A 16592-nucleotide genomic window follows, 5' to 3' on the forward strand; every position below is an offset into this window, starting at 1 on the left:
GGATATCCAATGAAAACTAACGTATATGAAAGCCAATCAATCAATAGACTCATCCTGACATTCTCCATTCCAGCAATCTTTTCTTTACTCATAGAAATGATGACAGCGGTTGTGGACACTTCCTTTGCGGGGCACTTAGGTAGCCAAAGCGAAAGTGCATTGACCGCAATGGGGTTATTATCCCCACTGATGGCGGTATTTGTTGCACTTCAAACACTGTTTGCAATTTCTACAGCTATTATGATTTCTACATATTTAGGTCGAAACGACAAAACAAAACTGAATAATTATTTCAAGAGTGGCTTCATCATGACGATCGTCGTCAGCGCCAGTACGTCATTCCTCGTCTACTTATTCATGCACTCCATATTGTCGATGCTTGGTGCCGAGGTGGAAGTATACGAACTGGCGCAAGATTATTTACGCATTATCCTAATCAGTAATATATTCAGTGCGATCGGGTATACGCTAACAAGTGTCATACGCGCATTCGGAAATCCAAAAGCGGAAGCCGTCATCATCGTTCTCTCTGTCGTCATCAACGTAGTAGGTAACGTCATTCTCACATTTGGTTTACAGCTCGGAATGGTCGGGATCGCACTCGGCACACTCATTAGTGAAGTAGTGTGCGCGCTGCTGGCTGTCATGTATCTCGTGAAAAACCATAACTGGTTTACTTCCAACCCCATTTCACCAAAAGCGTTCATCGCAATGTCGTATAATATGTTCAAAGTCGGATTCGCTCAAACGACGATTCAACTATTGGCAGGCGTAACAGCTTTCATCGTCAATTATCAATTGCTGACAGTAGGCGGCAATGCACATATCGCGATGTGGAATATTGCCAATAAAATGTACATGCTACTGTTGATGCCAATCATTGGGATCACACAAGCCGTTCAAACGATCATTGCGTACTTCAACGGAAAAGGCGATGAAGATAAAAAGCTAGTAGTCGTAAAGAAAACCGTACAGTACTGCTTCTTCTACGGAATCGGAATCACAGCGATCGTATTCTTAGTTGGAAAGTATATTCTCGTGCTATTTACAGGAAATCAAGCAATCATCGACTCGGTCATGTCGATCATCCAAGTGATCTTCATCACGTTTCCCATTCTCGGCGTGACGTATACGATCATGACGCTGCTCCAAGTGACAGGTAGCGAAATGAAAGCCGTCATCATTGGAGTAACGAGACAAGTCGTTTCCGTCATACCGCTTGTGATCATCTTGCCGACTATCTTCGAGAAATATGATATTTTCACAATCAGCCCGTCGTTTTCTATCTTCTTTGCGATTCCGCTCGCAGATATACTGACTCTCGGGATGGCTTTATCCTTCTTTAACACAGCGAGAAGTGGCCCCAGTGAAGAACGCTAATATTTTCTTATGAAAGAGAAAATCACTATTATTTAGAAGTAATGCAATCTATTATAATAATAATCAATCATTTGGCTATGAAAATGATGGACCTGGTATGAGCTCTCAAATGTTTAATTTGTTTCTTGAAAAGGAAAATTAGAAAGAAAAGGGGGGAGTCCGATGATGGAACCTGTACTTGCGTATAAAAATTGGACGTGGATTCGTATTGACGCAGCCACTCAAAACGAGATTAACGAGCTCCCGGATATTCCATTTGACGGCAAGCGCTGGGCGTTGTCGTTATCTGAACATCAAAACAATAATCTGAAAATGGACGGGTGTGAAGATGGGAAGGAATCGATGTGGGGGTCCGTCGTCTATTCCCAGAACGTGGATGTTCGCAGCGAAAAAGCCATCCTTCATTATTACCTTACAAAAGATATCCTGCTGACATCCGGCATGGATTCTACATTTTTTACGGGGTCTTCCAAACAGCAAGTACTGAATTACATGGACAGAGCAGAGGATGCGATCGAAGGATTTATGGTTCTGATCGGAGAAGTTACGAGCGTGTTCTTACAAGAAATTGAATGTTTTGAAGACCGCATGCATGATCTGCTGTGGAGCGTCAAAGCAAAGAATAATGAGCCAGTCTTTGAACAGATTATGGATAACCGGTACGAAATACTAGTTTGGAAAAACCTCATCATTCCGTTCACAGAAATTCAAGAAGCCACAGTAGAGGCATTCGGAGAAAACATCTTGGAAGGCTATTTCTACAAACGAACTTGTCGACGGATCCGACGTTGCCGCCAGACAATCCGAGAATATAACGAAGAAATAGGGCAGCTGATCGATCTTGAATCGATCATTTCCTCCTATCGAGGCAATGAAATCGTCAAAACGTTGACCGTCATCACCATGCTCTTCACGCCAGTAGCGGCTTGGGGTGCCTTATGGGGAATGAATTTCAAATTCATGCCGGAACTCGATTGGAGATACGGCTATTTGGGTGCGATTCTCGTCATCGCGCTCTCTACGTGGAGTTTATATTATTACTTAAGAAAGAAAAAGTGGATCGGCAGCGTATTGGAAAGTTCGAAGGATAAAAACTTCTAGAGTGATGAATAACAAGCTAGCAGTCTGCCAATCCAAAAGGAAAAAGTGCTATCCTAGAACGGAATAGCACTTATAATCAGTTGATATTCAGGTAAATCCATCATGTGTATGTAGTCAGGACACATACTTCGATTCAATTAATTCCACAATCGCATCCCCAACTTCACTAGTCGAAGCACTACCACCTAAATCTGGTGTCAATGCAGACTTCGTCACCAATAACTCTTCAATCGAATCCAACAACAACTTGCCCAAATCTTCAAATCCAAAGAAATCGAACATTTGACTAGCTGACCAAATCGCAGCTAACGGATTGGCTATATGCTGGCCCGCTATATCAGGAGCGGATCCGTGAATCGGTTCGAACATAGAAGGGTACGTCTTTTCAGGATTAATATTCGCCCCGGCAGCCAGTCCCATTCCTCCAGCGAGTGCAGCGCCTAAATCCGTCAAAATATCCCCGAATAGGTTCGACGTAACGACCACTTCGAATCGTGCCGGATCTTTAATCATTAACATCGCAGCCGCATCGACCAAATAGCTCGCCGTCTTCACGTGTGGATACTCTAGACTTACTTCTTCAAACACTTGATCCCAGAAGACCATCGAGTAATTCAATGCATTGGCTTTACTAATACTCGTCAACGTCTTCCCGAGACCCGAAGCCGTCTCAAATGCATAACGAATGATCCGCTCTGTTCCTTTACGAGAGAACACCCCCGTCTGCAACACCACTTCTTCCGGCTTGCCTTTAAACAACCAATCACCAGCACCCGCATATTCACCTTCACTATTTTCACGGATGAACAACATATCAATCGTTTCTTTCGTTCCGTTTTCAATAGGACAAGGCGCACCGTTCAATAACTGAATCGGTCGGATATTGACATATTGATCGAACTGTTTACGAATGATTAATAGTAGGTCCCATAACGAAATATGGTCAGGCACTCCAGGGAAACCGACAGCACCTAAGTAGATTGCGTCAAACTTCTCGAGTTGCTCCATCCCGTCACTTGCCATCATCTGTCCATGCTCTAAGTAATACTCGCAGCCCCATGGGAAGTGGGTGAATTCGAAGGAGAGTCATCCGTCGAGTTCAGCTACACGTTGCATGACTTTGATGCCTTCGTTAATTACTTCAGGGCCGATTCCATCACCGGAGATTACGGCTATTTTGTAGGGAGTCATTTGGTCACTCTTTTCTGTGTATTAGAATAATATTTTAAATATATAACTTTAATAGGGCAGATTATATTTATGTTACCTTGAGATTTTTTACATACGCTTAATGTAAAAATATTTAATGAGTATCTAAATCCTTTAAAACTTCTTTTGTGACTTTAATAAAATGTTCTGTTGCAGCTTTCTTTACACTGTTTTTTGATATCACCAAATTCAGTTTTGAATGAATAACGGGATCAGATAACTCCAAAAGTGGAGGAGGATCGAATCCCTCTAATTTCGAGAAGGCTTCTGGGCAAAATGCTATGCCCATGCCTCTCTTTACCATGCTAAGCATAGGCAATGTTTCGGTTCCCCAATAAATGACATTAGGACTAAATCCACGAAGATGACATTCTTCCAAGATATCGTCTGAGATTCCATGACCAAAAGTTGTATGTTGCAAAAAGAACTTTTCGTCTTTTAACTCTTCCAATGTAACCGAATTGTTTTTGGCCAAAGGGTGAGATGGAGGGAGGGCGACTAACAATCGCTCCGATAGTAAAGCCGTTGCATGTAGATCTTCTTTATTGAACACATTACGTAATATACCTATATCTATTTTGTGGTGACGTATTTGATCTAAAATATAAGCGGCATTTCCTTCTTTAACATGAACGGTTATAGGAATGTCGTGTTCGTTAAAATAATGGACTACCTCAGGAATAATAGTGAGATTAGCTATGGTCGAACAACCTATTGTGACATGGCCCCGTTGACCTTGGTGATGCTCGTTAATTTCTTGAGTAATTATTTCTGTAGAGGCTAATAACTCTTTCCCGCGTTCATACAACAACTCGCCGGTAGTATTTAGATGCATTCTTTTACCAACCCTATTGAATAAATCCACCCCGAGTTCTTCCTCGAAGCTTTTAATGGATGCACTTAACGGTGGCTGAGTAATATTGAGTGCTATGGCAGCCTTTGAAATGGTTCCATACTCAACGACTGCTATAAAATATTTTAATTTTTGAATGTTCATATTTAATAAACTCCTCCATTTATATATAGGAAAAAGGTATATAGAATACACTTGATATATATTTTACATTTATAAGATATAGATATATTATAGCATTATGTTTAAATCTTCTGAAAGCTTATTGATTAACTCATGGCGAAAAAGGTAGAAAATTAAACTTTAATAGAAAATTAGGGGGAAATAAATGATGAAAAACAGTAAAAGGTTCACAGTGTTATTCCTTGCATTGGCACTTGTTATTCTTACTGCATGTACTAAAGAAACGGGGAATGAAAGCGCTTCGAAGGACAGTTCAGATTTTCCGAAACGTCCAATTAATTTGATAATACCTTATGGTCCGGGAGGTAGCGCGGATGTACAAGCACGCTTAATCGGTCAATCCCTTCAAAAACAACTTGGTGAAACGGTCAATGTCGTATCTAAACCGGGGGCAGCTGGTGCGACAGGTATGAACTCACTGAAAGGTTCAAAACCAGATGGCTATACTATTATTTTGACAGCAGTAGGACCATCTACATTGACGCCAAATGCAAATGAAGTTGGATATAACGTATCGGAAGATTTTTATCCGATATCACAAATTTCCGAGGCTCCATATGGCATAGCTGTTAATTCAAATTCAGGTATTGGATCTTTGGACAATTTATTGGAATTTGCAAAAGAGAACCCTGGTAAAGCAACTTATGGAACAACAGGAGCTGGACTGCACCAACATGTTGTTACTTCAGATTTCTTAAACCAACTCCCAGATGTGGAGATGGAGCATGTCCCATTCGATGGAGGAGCAGAAGCAGTTAGTGCGCTACTTGGTAATCATATCACCGCGGCTGTTAATACTATTTCTGAGATTATTCCACACGCGGAAAGTAATGCACTCAAAATTCTAGCAGTGACTACAGATGAAAGATTGGAAAGCTTGCCTGACGTTCCTACATTCAAAGAACTAGGATATGAATTGGTCGGTCAAGGTGCGTGGTTTGGCTTTATGGCACCTAAAGATACACCTAAAGAAATCGTAGATACGTTAGATGACGCTATAAAAAACGCACTGGAAGATGACAAAGTTAAAGAGCAATTTGAAAATGCAGGGCTTCCTATTAAATACCTAAGCTCTGATGAATTTAAAGAAAAAGTATTAGTAGAAAATGAAAAAAATTCAAAAGTAATTCAGTCGTTAAATTAAAATAACACGACATAGGTGGTATGGAATCTATGAAAAAAGAAGTTAGTGATATTTCTACAGGTATTGTTCTATTGTTGTTTTCTGTAATCGGTTATTTTTATTCAGCAAAGTTAGCAGTAGATTCTACGACTAAGTATGGACCGGATTTCTTTCCGAGATTAATATTTCTTCTATTGATGATTACAGCTGTGTCTTTACTTTTGACCGCAATTCTGAGGTTCAAACGCAGTACAGAAATAATAGCAATTAGCGGAAAGATGATTTTTGGAGTTGTTTTCTTCATTCTGTTGTTAATTGGTTATATTGCGTTGTTCTTTCTTGCGGGATTCATTATCTCAACCATCATATTCCTTTTTATTGGGCAATGGTTATTTGGAATTCGGAAGATTCCAGTCTTGATCGCAACATCTATACTATTACCTTTTGTTTTATATTTTGTGTTTACTTTCCTCTTCAAAATTCCATTACCTTAAACTTTAAAAAGGAGGGGATTATGTGTCCCCAGAAGTTCTTGCAGGATTACTATTCGCATTGGCACCAGTTGCGCTTCTTGCTAACTTAGCAGGAGTTGCACTGGGGATTGTATTTGGAGCATTGCCTGGACTCACAGCGACGATGGGTCTTGCGCTATTAATACCGCTAACCTTTGGCATACCGCCTATAGTCGCATTTAGTGCTTTATTAGGGGTATATGTTGGTGCTGTTTACGCAGGGTCAATCACTGCAATCTTGGTTGGAACACCTGGAACGGCAGCAGCAGCGGCAGCGTTGTTGGAAGGACCAGCAATGACTAAAAACGGTGAAGCAAAAAAAGCTTTGACTATGACAACAGTAGCATCTGTAATTGGTGGAATATTCAGTTGTGTTGTACTAATCCTAATTTCACCGCAGTTAGCTAAATTTGCCCTGACATTCGGACCACCTGAATACTTTGCTTTAGCTCTATTTGGCTTATCGATAGTGGCAGGTGTTTCTGGTAAGTCTTTATTAAAAGGTGTGATTGCAGGTTTAATAGGCTTGTTCATTGCTTCTATCGGGTTAGATCCGGTAAAAGGAACAGAAAGATTTACCTTTGGCAGTGTAGATTTATTAAATGGAATTAATGTTGTACCTGCATTGGTTGGATTATTTGCAATTTCAGAAGTATTAACGAGGGTTGAAGGTAAGGGAGAACAGTTACGAAGTAAAATCGGATCCACTTCTATCGGCTTGAAGCTATCAGATTTAAAAAGAAACTGGTTTAACCTACTTCGTTCTTCAGTAATTGGAACTTTTATAGGGATTATTCCAGCAACGGGTTCAGGTGTGGCTTCTTTCGTTGCTTACAATGAAGCGAAGCGTGCTTCGAAAGACAAAACAAAGTTTGGGAAAGGGAACGTAGATGGTTTGGCTGCAACTGAATCTGCCAATAGTGCAGTAACAGGTGGAGCATTAGTACCTCTACTCACATTAGGTATTCCGGGTGATGTTATCACGGCTGTAATGCTAGGTGCATTAATGATTCAAGGGCTGACGCCAGGACCGATGCTATTTACAACAAATGCTGACGTAGTGTATGGAATTTTCATGGCGTTAATAGTAGCGAATATCTTCATGCTCGTATTGGGGCTTGGTGCAACTAAAATATTCCCAAAGTTATTGCGCATACCGGAAGGGATTTTAATGCCTGTTATTGTAGTACTTTGTGTATTGGGTTCATATTCTATCGCAAATTCAATGTTTGATGTAATGATTATGCTGATTTTTGGTTTGTTGGGATATGTAATGCTAAAAGTCGAATTACCTTTAGCACCTCTACTATTAGCAATGATCCTAGCGCCTATTGCAGAGACGAATTTCAGAAGATCTATGTTGTTGTCCCAAGAAAATTTAAGTATTTTCTTCACTAGACCAGTAAGTGCAGTCATTATAGCCATTACTGTACTCGTGTTTGGAAAAATTATATTTAACGAATTCAAAAAATATACGTTAGCAAGGAAACTAGAAAAGGAAAGTGATTGAATGATGAGCACTCAAGTTATGACAAAGCTTACCGATTACCTAGCAGGAAATGAACACGAGGCTTTGGATTTTCTTAAGTCGATTGTAAACACTGATAGTTTTTCTTACGATAAAGTAGGAGTCAATAATGTAGCCATGAAGATTATGGGGTTGCTAGATAGTAAAGGTATTTCTTATGAGGTCAGAGAAAATGAGGAATTTGGAAACCATATAATTGCTACAATTAAAGGTCGGAAAGATGGAAAAGTCTTATTGATGGGTCATATGGATACGGTTCATCCAGATGGAACGACAAAGGAAAGACCTTTCGCTGTAGAGGGGAATCTTCTGCGGGGACCTGGAGTGTCAGACATGAAAGCTGGCTTAGTTACAATGATTTATGCAGCAACAGCACTTAAGGAGTTTGTTGCTGAAGACTTATGCGATATTGAAATTTTATTTACACCTGAAGAGGAAATTGGTTCTCCGATCTCAAGGGCAGTTATTGAAGAGAGGGCCAAAGATGCGTTGGCTGTTTTCAATCTCGAAGCAGGACGCCCTGATGGTTCAGTTGTTACCGCACGGAAAGGGTCTGCGCACCTTAAGATTGAGGTAGAAGGAAAAGCTTCACACTCTGGCGCTTTCATTGAAAATGGGATTAGCGCGAATGATGAACTGGCGTGGAAAATGATCAAAATTAAAGAGCTAATGAAGAATGACAAGGATGTAACTGTTAATATTGGCATCATTAAGGGTGGTGTCAGTAATAATATGGTATCGCCACATGCAACAGCTACGGTCCATTCAGGATTTTGGAAAACGGAAGATTTTGATGAACTGTACAAAGGTATTGAAGAAATTGTAAATACATCATATATTCCAGGAACGAAGAGTACTTTATCAGGTGGAGTGAGTATTTTACCGATGGAATATAACGATGGCATAGCGCATCTTTATGAAATTGTGGAAAAAAGTGCGCAAGAAATGTCGCTGCCGATAACGGAGCAGAAAACCAAAGGAGCCGCTGATGCAGGATTTGCTTCATCCATTGGAATCCCGACTATATGTGCAATGGGTCCTGTAGGGGGAAATTGGCACGCTGTAGATGAGTATATGGAATTGGATACATTCCTTCCTAGAATGGAACTGTTGATGCGATCCGTCTTGTCGTTTTCTAAAAGTATTAATTGATACGTTAGTGAGTGGAAGATGAACCGGGTAGCGAAAACACCCTTGAATTGGTGTGTTTATTCTTGATTTAACTACTACAACTAATTAACGTCTTTATAATTTTGAAGGGTAAAGAGTACTTCTTGTCTTGACGCAAGATAAACGTCTATCATCTAATGGTCCTCATCATACAATAGGTGGGGACTATTTCATGTTCACAGCGCATGAATCATACTAATTGCATGATGAAGTAGAAAGGGTGTAGTAATGAAACAAAGATGGATTGATTATGCAGCCTTGATTACCGGCTCTTTAATTTTTGCGATTGGCATTAACTACTTCGCTATTCCTAACATGCTATCTGAAGGCGGTGTAATTGGCCTTTCCATTATCGCGCATTACGTATTCAACTGGTCAACAGCAGTTGCGAGTCTTGTATTGAACTTAGTATTAATTTTGGTAGGATATAAATTTTTAGATAAAAAGGCGTTTATCTATACACTGATTACGACAGTTTTCATGTCGCTATTTTTGCAACTGACCGTCAATTGGGGAGTACAATTCAGCAATGATACGTTCCTAGCTGCGCTGTTTGCCGGGGTGTTCGTTGGTGGAGGGCTTGGAATTATTTTTAGAGTGGGTGGAACCTCCGGAGGAACAACGATATTAGCTAGGCTGATGTCTCAATTACTTGGCTGGAGTGTAGGTAAATCCATACTCATGATTGATATCGCAGTGATCTTACTCTCGGTTTACGTTATAGGAAAAGAAAAGGCTATGTATACATTAGTAGCGGTCTATGTTGGCGCCATTGTGATTGATAAAATCGTGGATGGAGCAGATGATCGAAAAGCCGTAATGATTATCTCTAATCACCAGGAAGTAATTCGACAAGAGCTACTGACTACGATGGGAAGAGGAGTCACGATTCTAAACGGCCGTGGCGGCTATACATTGGAAAAGAAAGATATCCTATACTTAATCATCAATCAATCAGAACTTGTTCACCTCAGACGCATTTTACAGCATATAGATGAAGAAGCGTATGTCACAGTCAACAACGTGCAGGAAATATTTAAAAGAGGATTTAAGCAAGAGGTAGCTGAAAAACACTATTCAAGCAGAAGATAGGTATGGATAGTGTCATAAATATAACCGGACTTAAAATCATCTCAACTACGAAAATAAATCATAAGGTGTTTTCCAGTAGTTCCAGTACTTGTATTCCACTATGCTCTATAAAATCACTCAAAATAACCACTATCGCTTCCCTAACTTAAAAAGTAGAGGCACTATTACCAAGGTTAGGAATTAAAGTAAAATACGTGATCAATAATTTATCGTTTGAATTCAACAAAAGCTTTTCAAGGTAATATTTGCTCATGTGGATTGAAAGAAGATACTTGTTCAGTATCTTCAATATTATATGCATAGTATTCGCCGCTGAGGTGAAAGTCGGGTTATATAGAACTCTTTCTCTCAAAATAGCCATGCAACCGATACTCACAAATCTCCCGTACCCATTCAAATAAAACATCTTCATGCAGCTCCTCAATTTCTATCTGCGGTCCAAACGTACCACCCTCAAACACAAACAAACCTTTAGAAGATCCACTCCACTTCGTCATCGGCATTGTAGCGATCAACTTCGCTACCTTATCTTCATCATATTCTCGAAGCGACTGACCTTGTCTATCCGACAAATCTGCATCACGACGATAGGGTTTCTCCATTAAATACGCATGGAAGAAGGGGGAGACTTCTTTCGGTGTTACTGATTGATACCAATCCGATGCGCCTCTTGTCAGCATGTACTTTAGTAGAATCATCTTATAGCTTTTATTCATTAAAGTTTTATTAATTTCAATGAGTAGGTCTCTGTATTGCGAGAGTACTTCTTTCTCCAGCTCACTCAGTTCACCCGCATACTCCAAAAGAATCGGATACGTTTTGAACATCTGTTGTATAGCTTTGGCATCTTCGTTTGCTTTTAGGTGATATTCGAGATACGTCGGGCGGTGTCCTAGTTCTGCTTTCAAATCAAAATACGCATTGATCAGCCGCTGCTGAATCGGTTCGTTTAGTTTCATTGCTTCAAGTAAGTCAATGATAGCTGTTTCGAAATGGAATTCGAAATAGCCGCTCTCGGTAAATGTTTCGCTGCTAATCTTTGTAGGTAACTCCTTGTCTTCGTTAAACACTTCAAACTTCTTCCGCGCATTGCGATAGTTTCCGATCAAGTCGATAATGACGCAATGTGATTTACCGGTTGCTATACGTAGACCGCGGCCGATCTGCTGAGTGAAGACGGTCAGCGATTCGGTAGGGCGGGCGAATAGGAGGGTGTCTACACTTGGAATATCCACGCCTTCATTGAATAAATCTACAGTGAAAATGATATCAAGTTGACCTGTTTCTAGTAAGTTTCGTGCAGTAGTACGCGTATGTCGGTCTGTGTTTCCGTACAAAGCGAGTGAGCGGTAGCCGGCTTTGGTGAAGTAGTCGCTTAAGTAGATCGCTTGTTTGATGGAAGAACAGAAGCCGATCGTTCGCGTTTGTTTATTTTTGTTCCATGCGTCGAGTACTGCTTGTGCATAGCTGTCTCGTAGTTGCAGACGTAATAGTTCTTCTTCATCGTACGAGTTATTTCTCCATTTTAATTGACTGTAATCCGTTTCGTCCATTACGCCATAGTAGACGAAAGGGGCGAGCCAGTTTTGTCGGATGGCATCTAGGAAGTGGATTGAGATCGCTTCGTTGCCGTCGCATAGGCTGTAGACGTCTTTGTTGTCAAGGCGGTCAGGCGTTGCGGTCAGACCAAGTAGGAATGCCGGTTTGAAGTAGTCCAGTACCCGTTCGTATGTAGTGGCGGCCGCGTGATGGAATTCATCCACGACAATCAGGTCGAACGCAGTCGGAGAGAATTGGTGCAAGTGGTATTGTCTCGCGAGTGTCTGGATGGATGCGAAGACGAATTCCGTGTCTGCTTGTCTTTGTTGGCCGTTGTAGATTCCACTTGTACGGTTCGGAAAGACCCGTTCGAATGAAGCTTGTGCTTGCGTAAGCAATTCTTCACGGTGCGCGATAAAGAGTACGCGTTTGTATGATTCCGCAAAGAAAGCAGCTAGATACGTTTTTCCGAGTCCTGTTGCAAGGACAACAAGTGCTTTTTCGTAGCCAGCTTCAACGGTTTGATTTAACGCAGTGAGAGCAAGAACTTGCGCAGGTCGTGGATCTAAGACAGATGATTGATACGGTTCTGTTGGATCGACCGTGCTGCTTTCTTCTTGTTCCGTTGCACCGAATGTCATGTCGATTTCAGTTTTAGGTTCCCATACTGAACTAAAGGGTAGTTTGCGATTCGTTTCGTCGTATCGTGTTCTATACAATTCGATTTGTTCATTGTTGATTGGTACTGTGTTGGCAGATAGGAACAACTTCATGAATTCATTTGCAGACGTTTCGAATAGTTCTTCGTCTACTGTCGATGGTGCGTAAAGATTCCATTCGATTCCTTTCGTCAAGGCGGAGCGCGATAAGTTAGACGATCCTATAATGACGGTGGCGCTGTTTTTTGATTTGAATAGATACGCTTTTGGATGAAAGGATGTACCGCCACTTTCGATCATGCGCAGTTCCGCAGCAGGTAATCCTTCATGTAATAATTGCAGGGCATCGGGTTGTGTAATCGATAAATAATCACCCGTCAGTATTTTGATATCCGCGCCACGCATAGAAGCGTCACGTAAAGCGGGCAGTACTTCGTTCACGCCAGATTTCATCATGAACGCGGTCATCCAGTAAATCGTATCCGCTTCGGCAGTTAGTCGCTTTAAGTCGCTTAGCAAGTCTTTCGTCAGTAGACGCAGTTTAGTCATCCGCCACTTCCACGAGATAAATTCTTTCATTAAACCCACCACGGGCTTTAGCTTTCTCTGCGCGTACCGATTCCAATTCCTCTACCGTTACACCATGATAAGCCGCTGCCGCATGAATGAGTTCCAGTAGATCAGATAGTTCTTCCACAGCATCTTCCGCGTTAGTTGCTTCTTCGTACTCCGCCAGTTCTTCGTGCATCTTTTTATTAATTTCCGCTATGTAGTGTGAATCATTCAGTACGCGGGTCACGCACGTTTTTCCGTCCGCTTCGATGATTTCTGGAATCAGGTCGCGTACCAGTTTATTGTAGATGGGCATAGAGATCTCTCCTTCAATTCCGTAATTTGCTTTATTCTACCATAATCCATCATAAACTGTGATGACCAAAAGCGCTTCACTGTCGAAATATCGAAATATATAGTATTCCTAGTGACTTTAAATGTAAATGTCTTAGCTATATCTAAAAATGATTGACTAGTATAGGCGAATAGTAAATAATAGATAGTAAGCAACTCTTTTATATATAATTAGTTGTAGGTACTTTGAATTATAATTTAGTATTAATTTCCTTTTATTAAGGAAATGAGGAGGCGGAGCGAATGCTTTCGACACCAAACTACCAAGAATATACACAAATTTTCGGAACCTATTCATTGAAGATGATGTTCATATCGTTTTTAGTGATGGGATTCGCATCCTACACCACTCTCGTATTATATGAACGTATGCAAAAGCCTAGTATTTTCAAACAGGGAGTTTGGTTAACCCTTACGTCTTTGTCTATGGCATTTGGGATTTGGGCTACACATTTTCTAACTTTCAATTCATTATTACTGCCAATTGAGATTCATATACAGTATGGTTGGGCAATTTTATGTATTGTACCCGTCTTTCTTGCGTTTTTGCTGGCGTTCCACCTTGTGCAAGGTCCGTTGAGGGTATGTTGGCGGCATATAGTAGCAGCGTTGCTCATTGTGATTGGGATGAGTACGATGTATTTTTTGAGCGCAAAATCGATTAAGGTGAATGCGTATATAGGTTTTGATTGGAAACTAGTGGTTGTGAGTAGTATAGTGGGCGGATTGTTCGCCTTTATAGCAATCCACGGTGTGGGTAAGACAAAGCGTGTTGTGATTTCTAAAGTGTTTGCTACTTTGTATTTAACAGTTGGTACACTCGTGATGCATTATTTTGTCATAGGGGGTACTAACTATTATATAGAAGAAGGACAAGCGTTAAGTGAGTCCGTAATGCATATGGATATTATGAATACGTTGATCGCCGTTGGGGTTGGGCTGTTGCTTGTTGGGATGTTGTTGACTTCCTATATTGACCGTTATGTCGATTATTGGCTGAAGTTTTTCGATGTTCTGACGAAACTGCCGAATCGACGGAATTGGGAGCGTTGTTTGACGGAAGACATCGCAGTGGGAGATGTCGCGATTTGGAATTTCCCAGATCTACCGCGCATCAATCAATTATACGGCTACTCAGAAGGGGACAAGATTTTGCAGCAAATCGGATCGTTGCTTGCGAAGTGGAAGCCTTCTTACGCTCAGCTGTATCGTGTCAGCGGAAATCGATTTCTCTTTTGTGTCGAACATGCAGGACGAACTGCCGATTTTTATAAAAACCTAGTTATCATGCAGCGTGAAATCGATCAACTACTGCCTATTTCGAACCAAGAGATGCGCTATGCATGTGGTTTAGCCAAGGCTGATCAGAACAAGTCTGTGAAAACGTTATATAAAGAATCGTTAATGGTCGTGGAACAAGCGGCAGCTTCACATGAATGGGGATTGATGACGTTCAATCCAGCCATCCATGGAATGTCTTACGAGCAAGATGTTTTACGTGATATTTCTCAGGCGCTTGATGAAAAACACATTTATCTTGTCTATCAACCGAAAGTAAAAGGTACTTCACATGAATTTGTTGGCGTGGAAGCATTGCTTCGTTGGACGCATCCAAAACTCGGAGCGATTCCGCCGGCTACGTTCGTTCCAATCTTGGAGCAAGAAGGGCGAATGGGGGAAGTGACGGACTGGATCATTCGTGAAGTGTGCAGGCAGATTCATAACTGGGATTCCCAAAGTATTCACGTACCGCAAGTAGCAATCAATATTCCAGGTGAATACGTGACCGATCCGCATTTACTCGATCTGTTATGGAAGGAAACCAATGCGTACCGACTGGATCCAGGTCGTATTGAACTGGAGATGACGGAAACGAGTACGGCGAAATCCACCACCCAGGCTATTGCTGCGATGAAGCGATTCAGGCGCTATGGTTTTTCAATTGCCCTCGATGATTTCGGGACAGGCGTGTCGTCTTTATCCTTTTTACAGCAGATGCCCATTACGACGTTGAAAATAGATAAGTCCTTTACGGATGGGGTGCCGGCGCCAGCGAAGAAGTGCGCGGTACTGAATGCCATAATAGCGATTGGCTGCTCGATGGATCTAACCATAGTCGTCGAAGGGGTAGAAAGAGTAGAACAAGTGGAATTCTTACTGGATTTGAAACCGGATCTGACGTTCCAAGGGTACTATTTCTCGAAACCATTGACGGTTCCGCAGTTTGAAAACTGGCTTTCGGAGTCGAATAAGCGGGGGTTCGTACATCCATGACCTGATATGGTGAGGAGATTTATTTATATTTTCATAGATGGATAGTTCATTGGTGTGATATACTAGTTCTATCGCACCAATGAATTGTATATTCTATGAATACATACATTAGCAATAGACCATATCGTCTGAGAGGGTGGAAGAATTTGTCCAATGATTCAGGAATTTTATTGGAAAGCGGCACAAATGAGCTGGAGATTGTCGGATTTGAGATGCAAGGAAACCGCTATGGCATCAACGTGATTAAAGTGAAGGAAATCATTATGCCATTGAAGATTACACCGATTCCCCATGCGCATTTTGCGGTGGAGGGAATTATTCAGCTGCGCGGTGAAGTATTGCCGGTTGTCAGTATGGAGAAAATCTTAGGTATGGCGCCTTCAAGTCATCCAGAAGATGCAAAGTATATCGTCGCTGCGTTTAATAAACAAACCGTCGTTTTCCGGGTACATAATGTAACGCAGATCCACCGTATTTCTTGGAATCAAATCGAGAAACCTTCTGGTATTTATGCAGCAGAGAATTCCCAGGTGATTGGCGTTATCAAACTTGATGGCGATATGTTGCTGCTGCTTGATTTCGAAAAGATCATTATGGATATTAATCCGGATGCAGGGATTAACGTGGAGCAAGTGAAGAAGCTTGGGAAGCGTGAGCGTTCAGATAAACGCATTCTGATTGCGGAAGATTCCCCGTTATTGCGTAAGTTATTGTATGACACGCTCAGTGAAGCCGGCTACGCGAATCTCGACTTTTATGAAAACGGGAAAGATGCCTTTGATTATCTAGGGACACTAGTGGCGGATGGTGTGGATGTGAAGGAGGAAGTCCAGTTGGTCATCACGGATATTGAGATGCCGCAAATGGACGGACATCACTTCACGAAACGCATTCGCGAAACCCCTCAACTTGCCGGACTGCCGATTATTATCTTCTCTTCACTCATCACAGATGACCTGAAGCATAAAGGGGACAGTGTCGGAGCGGACGATCAAGTCAGTAAGCCGGAAATCGCAGAATTGGTATTGAAGATTGATAAGTATATATTGTAAGAATGAGAGAC

General features: G+C 41.4%; 12 protein-coding genes and 1 pseudogene. 9 read left to right on the top strand and 4 right to left on the bottom strand.

Annotated features, from left to right (window positions below):
- The first annotated feature begins 9 nt into the window (after positions 1–9).
- Positions 10–1380, top strand: coding sequence for an MATE family efflux transporter (locus CSV68_RS12430; protein WP_099662286.1), 1371 nt, complete (start codon positions 10–12; stop codon positions 1378–1380).
- Positions 1381–1542: 162 nt separating this feature from the next.
- Positions 1543–2481, top strand: a complete 939-nt coding sequence (locus CSV68_RS12435) for a magnesium transporter CorA family protein (protein WP_099662287.1) — start codon at positions 1543–1545, stop codon at positions 2479–2481.
- A 114-nt stretch (positions 2482–2595) separates the two neighbouring features.
- Here the strand turns inward: CSV68_RS12435 and CSV68_RS12440 are convergent.
- Positions 2596–3672: pseudogene (locus CSV68_RS12440) on the bottom strand (tartrate dehydrogenase).
- A gap of 112 nt (positions 3673–3784) precedes the next feature.
- The gene (locus CSV68_RS12445; protein WP_099662288.1) at positions 3785–4687 is read right to left on the bottom strand and encodes a LysR family transcriptional regulator; all 903 of its coding nucleotides are present in this window, start codon (positions 4685–4687) and stop codon (positions 3785–3787) included.
- Between the two features lie 187 nt (positions 4688–4874).
- Here CSV68_RS12445 and CSV68_RS12450 point away from each other — a divergent pair, with 187 nt between their 5' ends.
- The 5 genes from CSV68_RS12450 to CSV68_RS12470 all read left to right on the top strand — a co-directional run bounded on the left by CSV68_RS12450 (position 4875) and on the right by CSV68_RS12470 (position 10151).
- A complete protein-coding gene (locus CSV68_RS12450; protein ID WP_158233525.1) occupies positions 4875–5870 on the top strand; it encodes a Bug family tripartite tricarboxylate transporter substrate binding protein in 996 nt (331 codons plus the stop codon).
- A gap of 29 nt (positions 5871–5899) precedes the next feature.
- Positions 5900–6343 carry a tripartite tricarboxylate transporter TctB family protein gene (locus CSV68_RS12455; protein WP_158233526.1) on the top strand — a complete coding sequence of 148 codons (444 nt, stop codon included), beginning with the start codon at positions 5900–5902 and terminating at the stop codon, positions 6341–6343.
- A 22-nt stretch (positions 6344–6365) separates the two neighbouring features.
- Positions 6366–7871, top strand: a complete 1506-nt coding sequence (locus CSV68_RS12460; RefSeq protein ID WP_099662291.1) for a tripartite tricarboxylate transporter permease — start codon at positions 6366–6368, stop codon at positions 7869–7871.
- Positions 7872–9041, top strand: coding sequence for a M20 family metallopeptidase (locus CSV68_RS12465; RefSeq protein WP_099662292.1), 1170 nt, complete (start codon positions 7872–7874; stop codon positions 9039–9041).
- Between the two features lie 246 nt (positions 9042–9287).
- Complete coding sequence (locus CSV68_RS12470) at positions 9288–10151, top strand: YitT family protein (RefSeq protein WP_099662293.1); 864 nt, start codon at positions 9288–9290, stop codon at positions 10149–10151.
- Positions 10152–10480: 329 nt separating this feature from the next.
- Here CSV68_RS12470 and CSV68_RS12475 read toward each other — a convergent pair whose 3' ends face one another.
- The gene (locus tag CSV68_RS12475; RefSeq protein ID WP_099662294.1) at positions 10481–12898 is read right to left on the bottom strand and encodes a DEAD/DEAH box helicase family protein; all 2418 of its coding nucleotides are present in this window, start codon (positions 12896–12898) and stop codon (positions 10481–10483) included.
- Positions 12891–13217: a nucleoside triphosphate pyrophosphohydrolase gene (locus CSV68_RS12480; RefSeq protein ID WP_099634012.1), complete on the bottom strand. Its 327-nt coding sequence runs from the start codon at positions 13215–13217 to the stop codon at positions 12891–12893. The genes CSV68_RS12475 and CSV68_RS12480 overlap by 8 nt, the downstream gene beginning before the upstream one ends.
- Before the next feature lie 281 nt (positions 13218–13498).
- On the opposite strand from CSV68_RS12480, the gene CSV68_RS12485 reads away from it, so the two are divergent.
- A complete protein-coding gene (locus CSV68_RS12485; protein WP_099662295.1) occupies positions 13499–15529 on the top strand; it encodes a bifunctional diguanylate cyclase/phosphodiesterase in 2031 nt (676 codons plus the stop codon).
- 146 nt (positions 15530–15675) lie between these two features.
- Positions 15676–16581, top strand: coding sequence for a chemotaxis protein (locus CSV68_RS12490; RefSeq protein ID WP_099662296.1), 906 nt, complete (start codon positions 15676–15678; stop codon positions 16579–16581).
- Positions 16582–16592 lie beyond the last annotated feature (11 nt).

Origin of the sequence: Sporosarcina sp. P29, from assembly GCF_002743265.1 — a bacterium.
In the GTDB taxonomy this organism is placed as follows: Bacteria; Bacillota; Bacilli; order Bacillales_A; family Planococcaceae; genus Sporosarcina.

Coding starts and splice junctions, on each gene's coding strand:
- CSV68_RS12430 (WP_099662286.1), top strand. CDS start 10: ATGAAAACTAACGTATATGAAAGCCAATCAATCAATAGACTCATCCTG.
- CSV68_RS12435 (WP_099662287.1), top strand. CDS start 1,543: ATGATGGAACCTGTACTTGCGTATAAAAATTGGACGTGGATTCGTATT.
- CSV68_RS12445 (WP_099662288.1), bottom strand. CDS start 4,687: ATGAACATTCAAAAATTAAAATATTTTATAGCAGTCGTTGAGTATGGA.
- CSV68_RS12450 (WP_158233525.1), top strand. CDS start 4,875: ATGAAAAACAGTAAAAGGTTCACAGTGTTATTCCTTGCATTGGCACTT.
- CSV68_RS12455 (WP_158233526.1), top strand. CDS start 5,900: ATGAAAAAAGAAGTTAGTGATATTTCTACAGGTATTGTTCTATTGTTG.
- CSV68_RS12465 (WP_099662292.1), top strand. CDS start 7,872: ATGATGAGCACTCAAGTTATGACAAAGCTTACCGATTACCTAGCAGGA.
- CSV68_RS12470 (WP_099662293.1), top strand. CDS start 9,288: ATGAAACAAAGATGGATTGATTATGCAGCCTTGATTACCGGCTCTTTA.
- CSV68_RS12475 (WP_099662294.1), bottom strand. CDS start 12,898: ATGACTAAACTGCGTCTACTGACGAAAGACTTGCTAAGCGACTTAAAG.
- CSV68_RS12480 (WP_099634012.1), bottom strand. CDS start 13,217: ATGCCCATCTACAATAAACTGGTACGCGACCTGATTCCAGAAATCATC.
- CSV68_RS12485 (WP_099662295.1), top strand. CDS start 13,499: ATGCTTTCGACACCAAACTACCAAGAATATACACAAATTTTCGGAACC.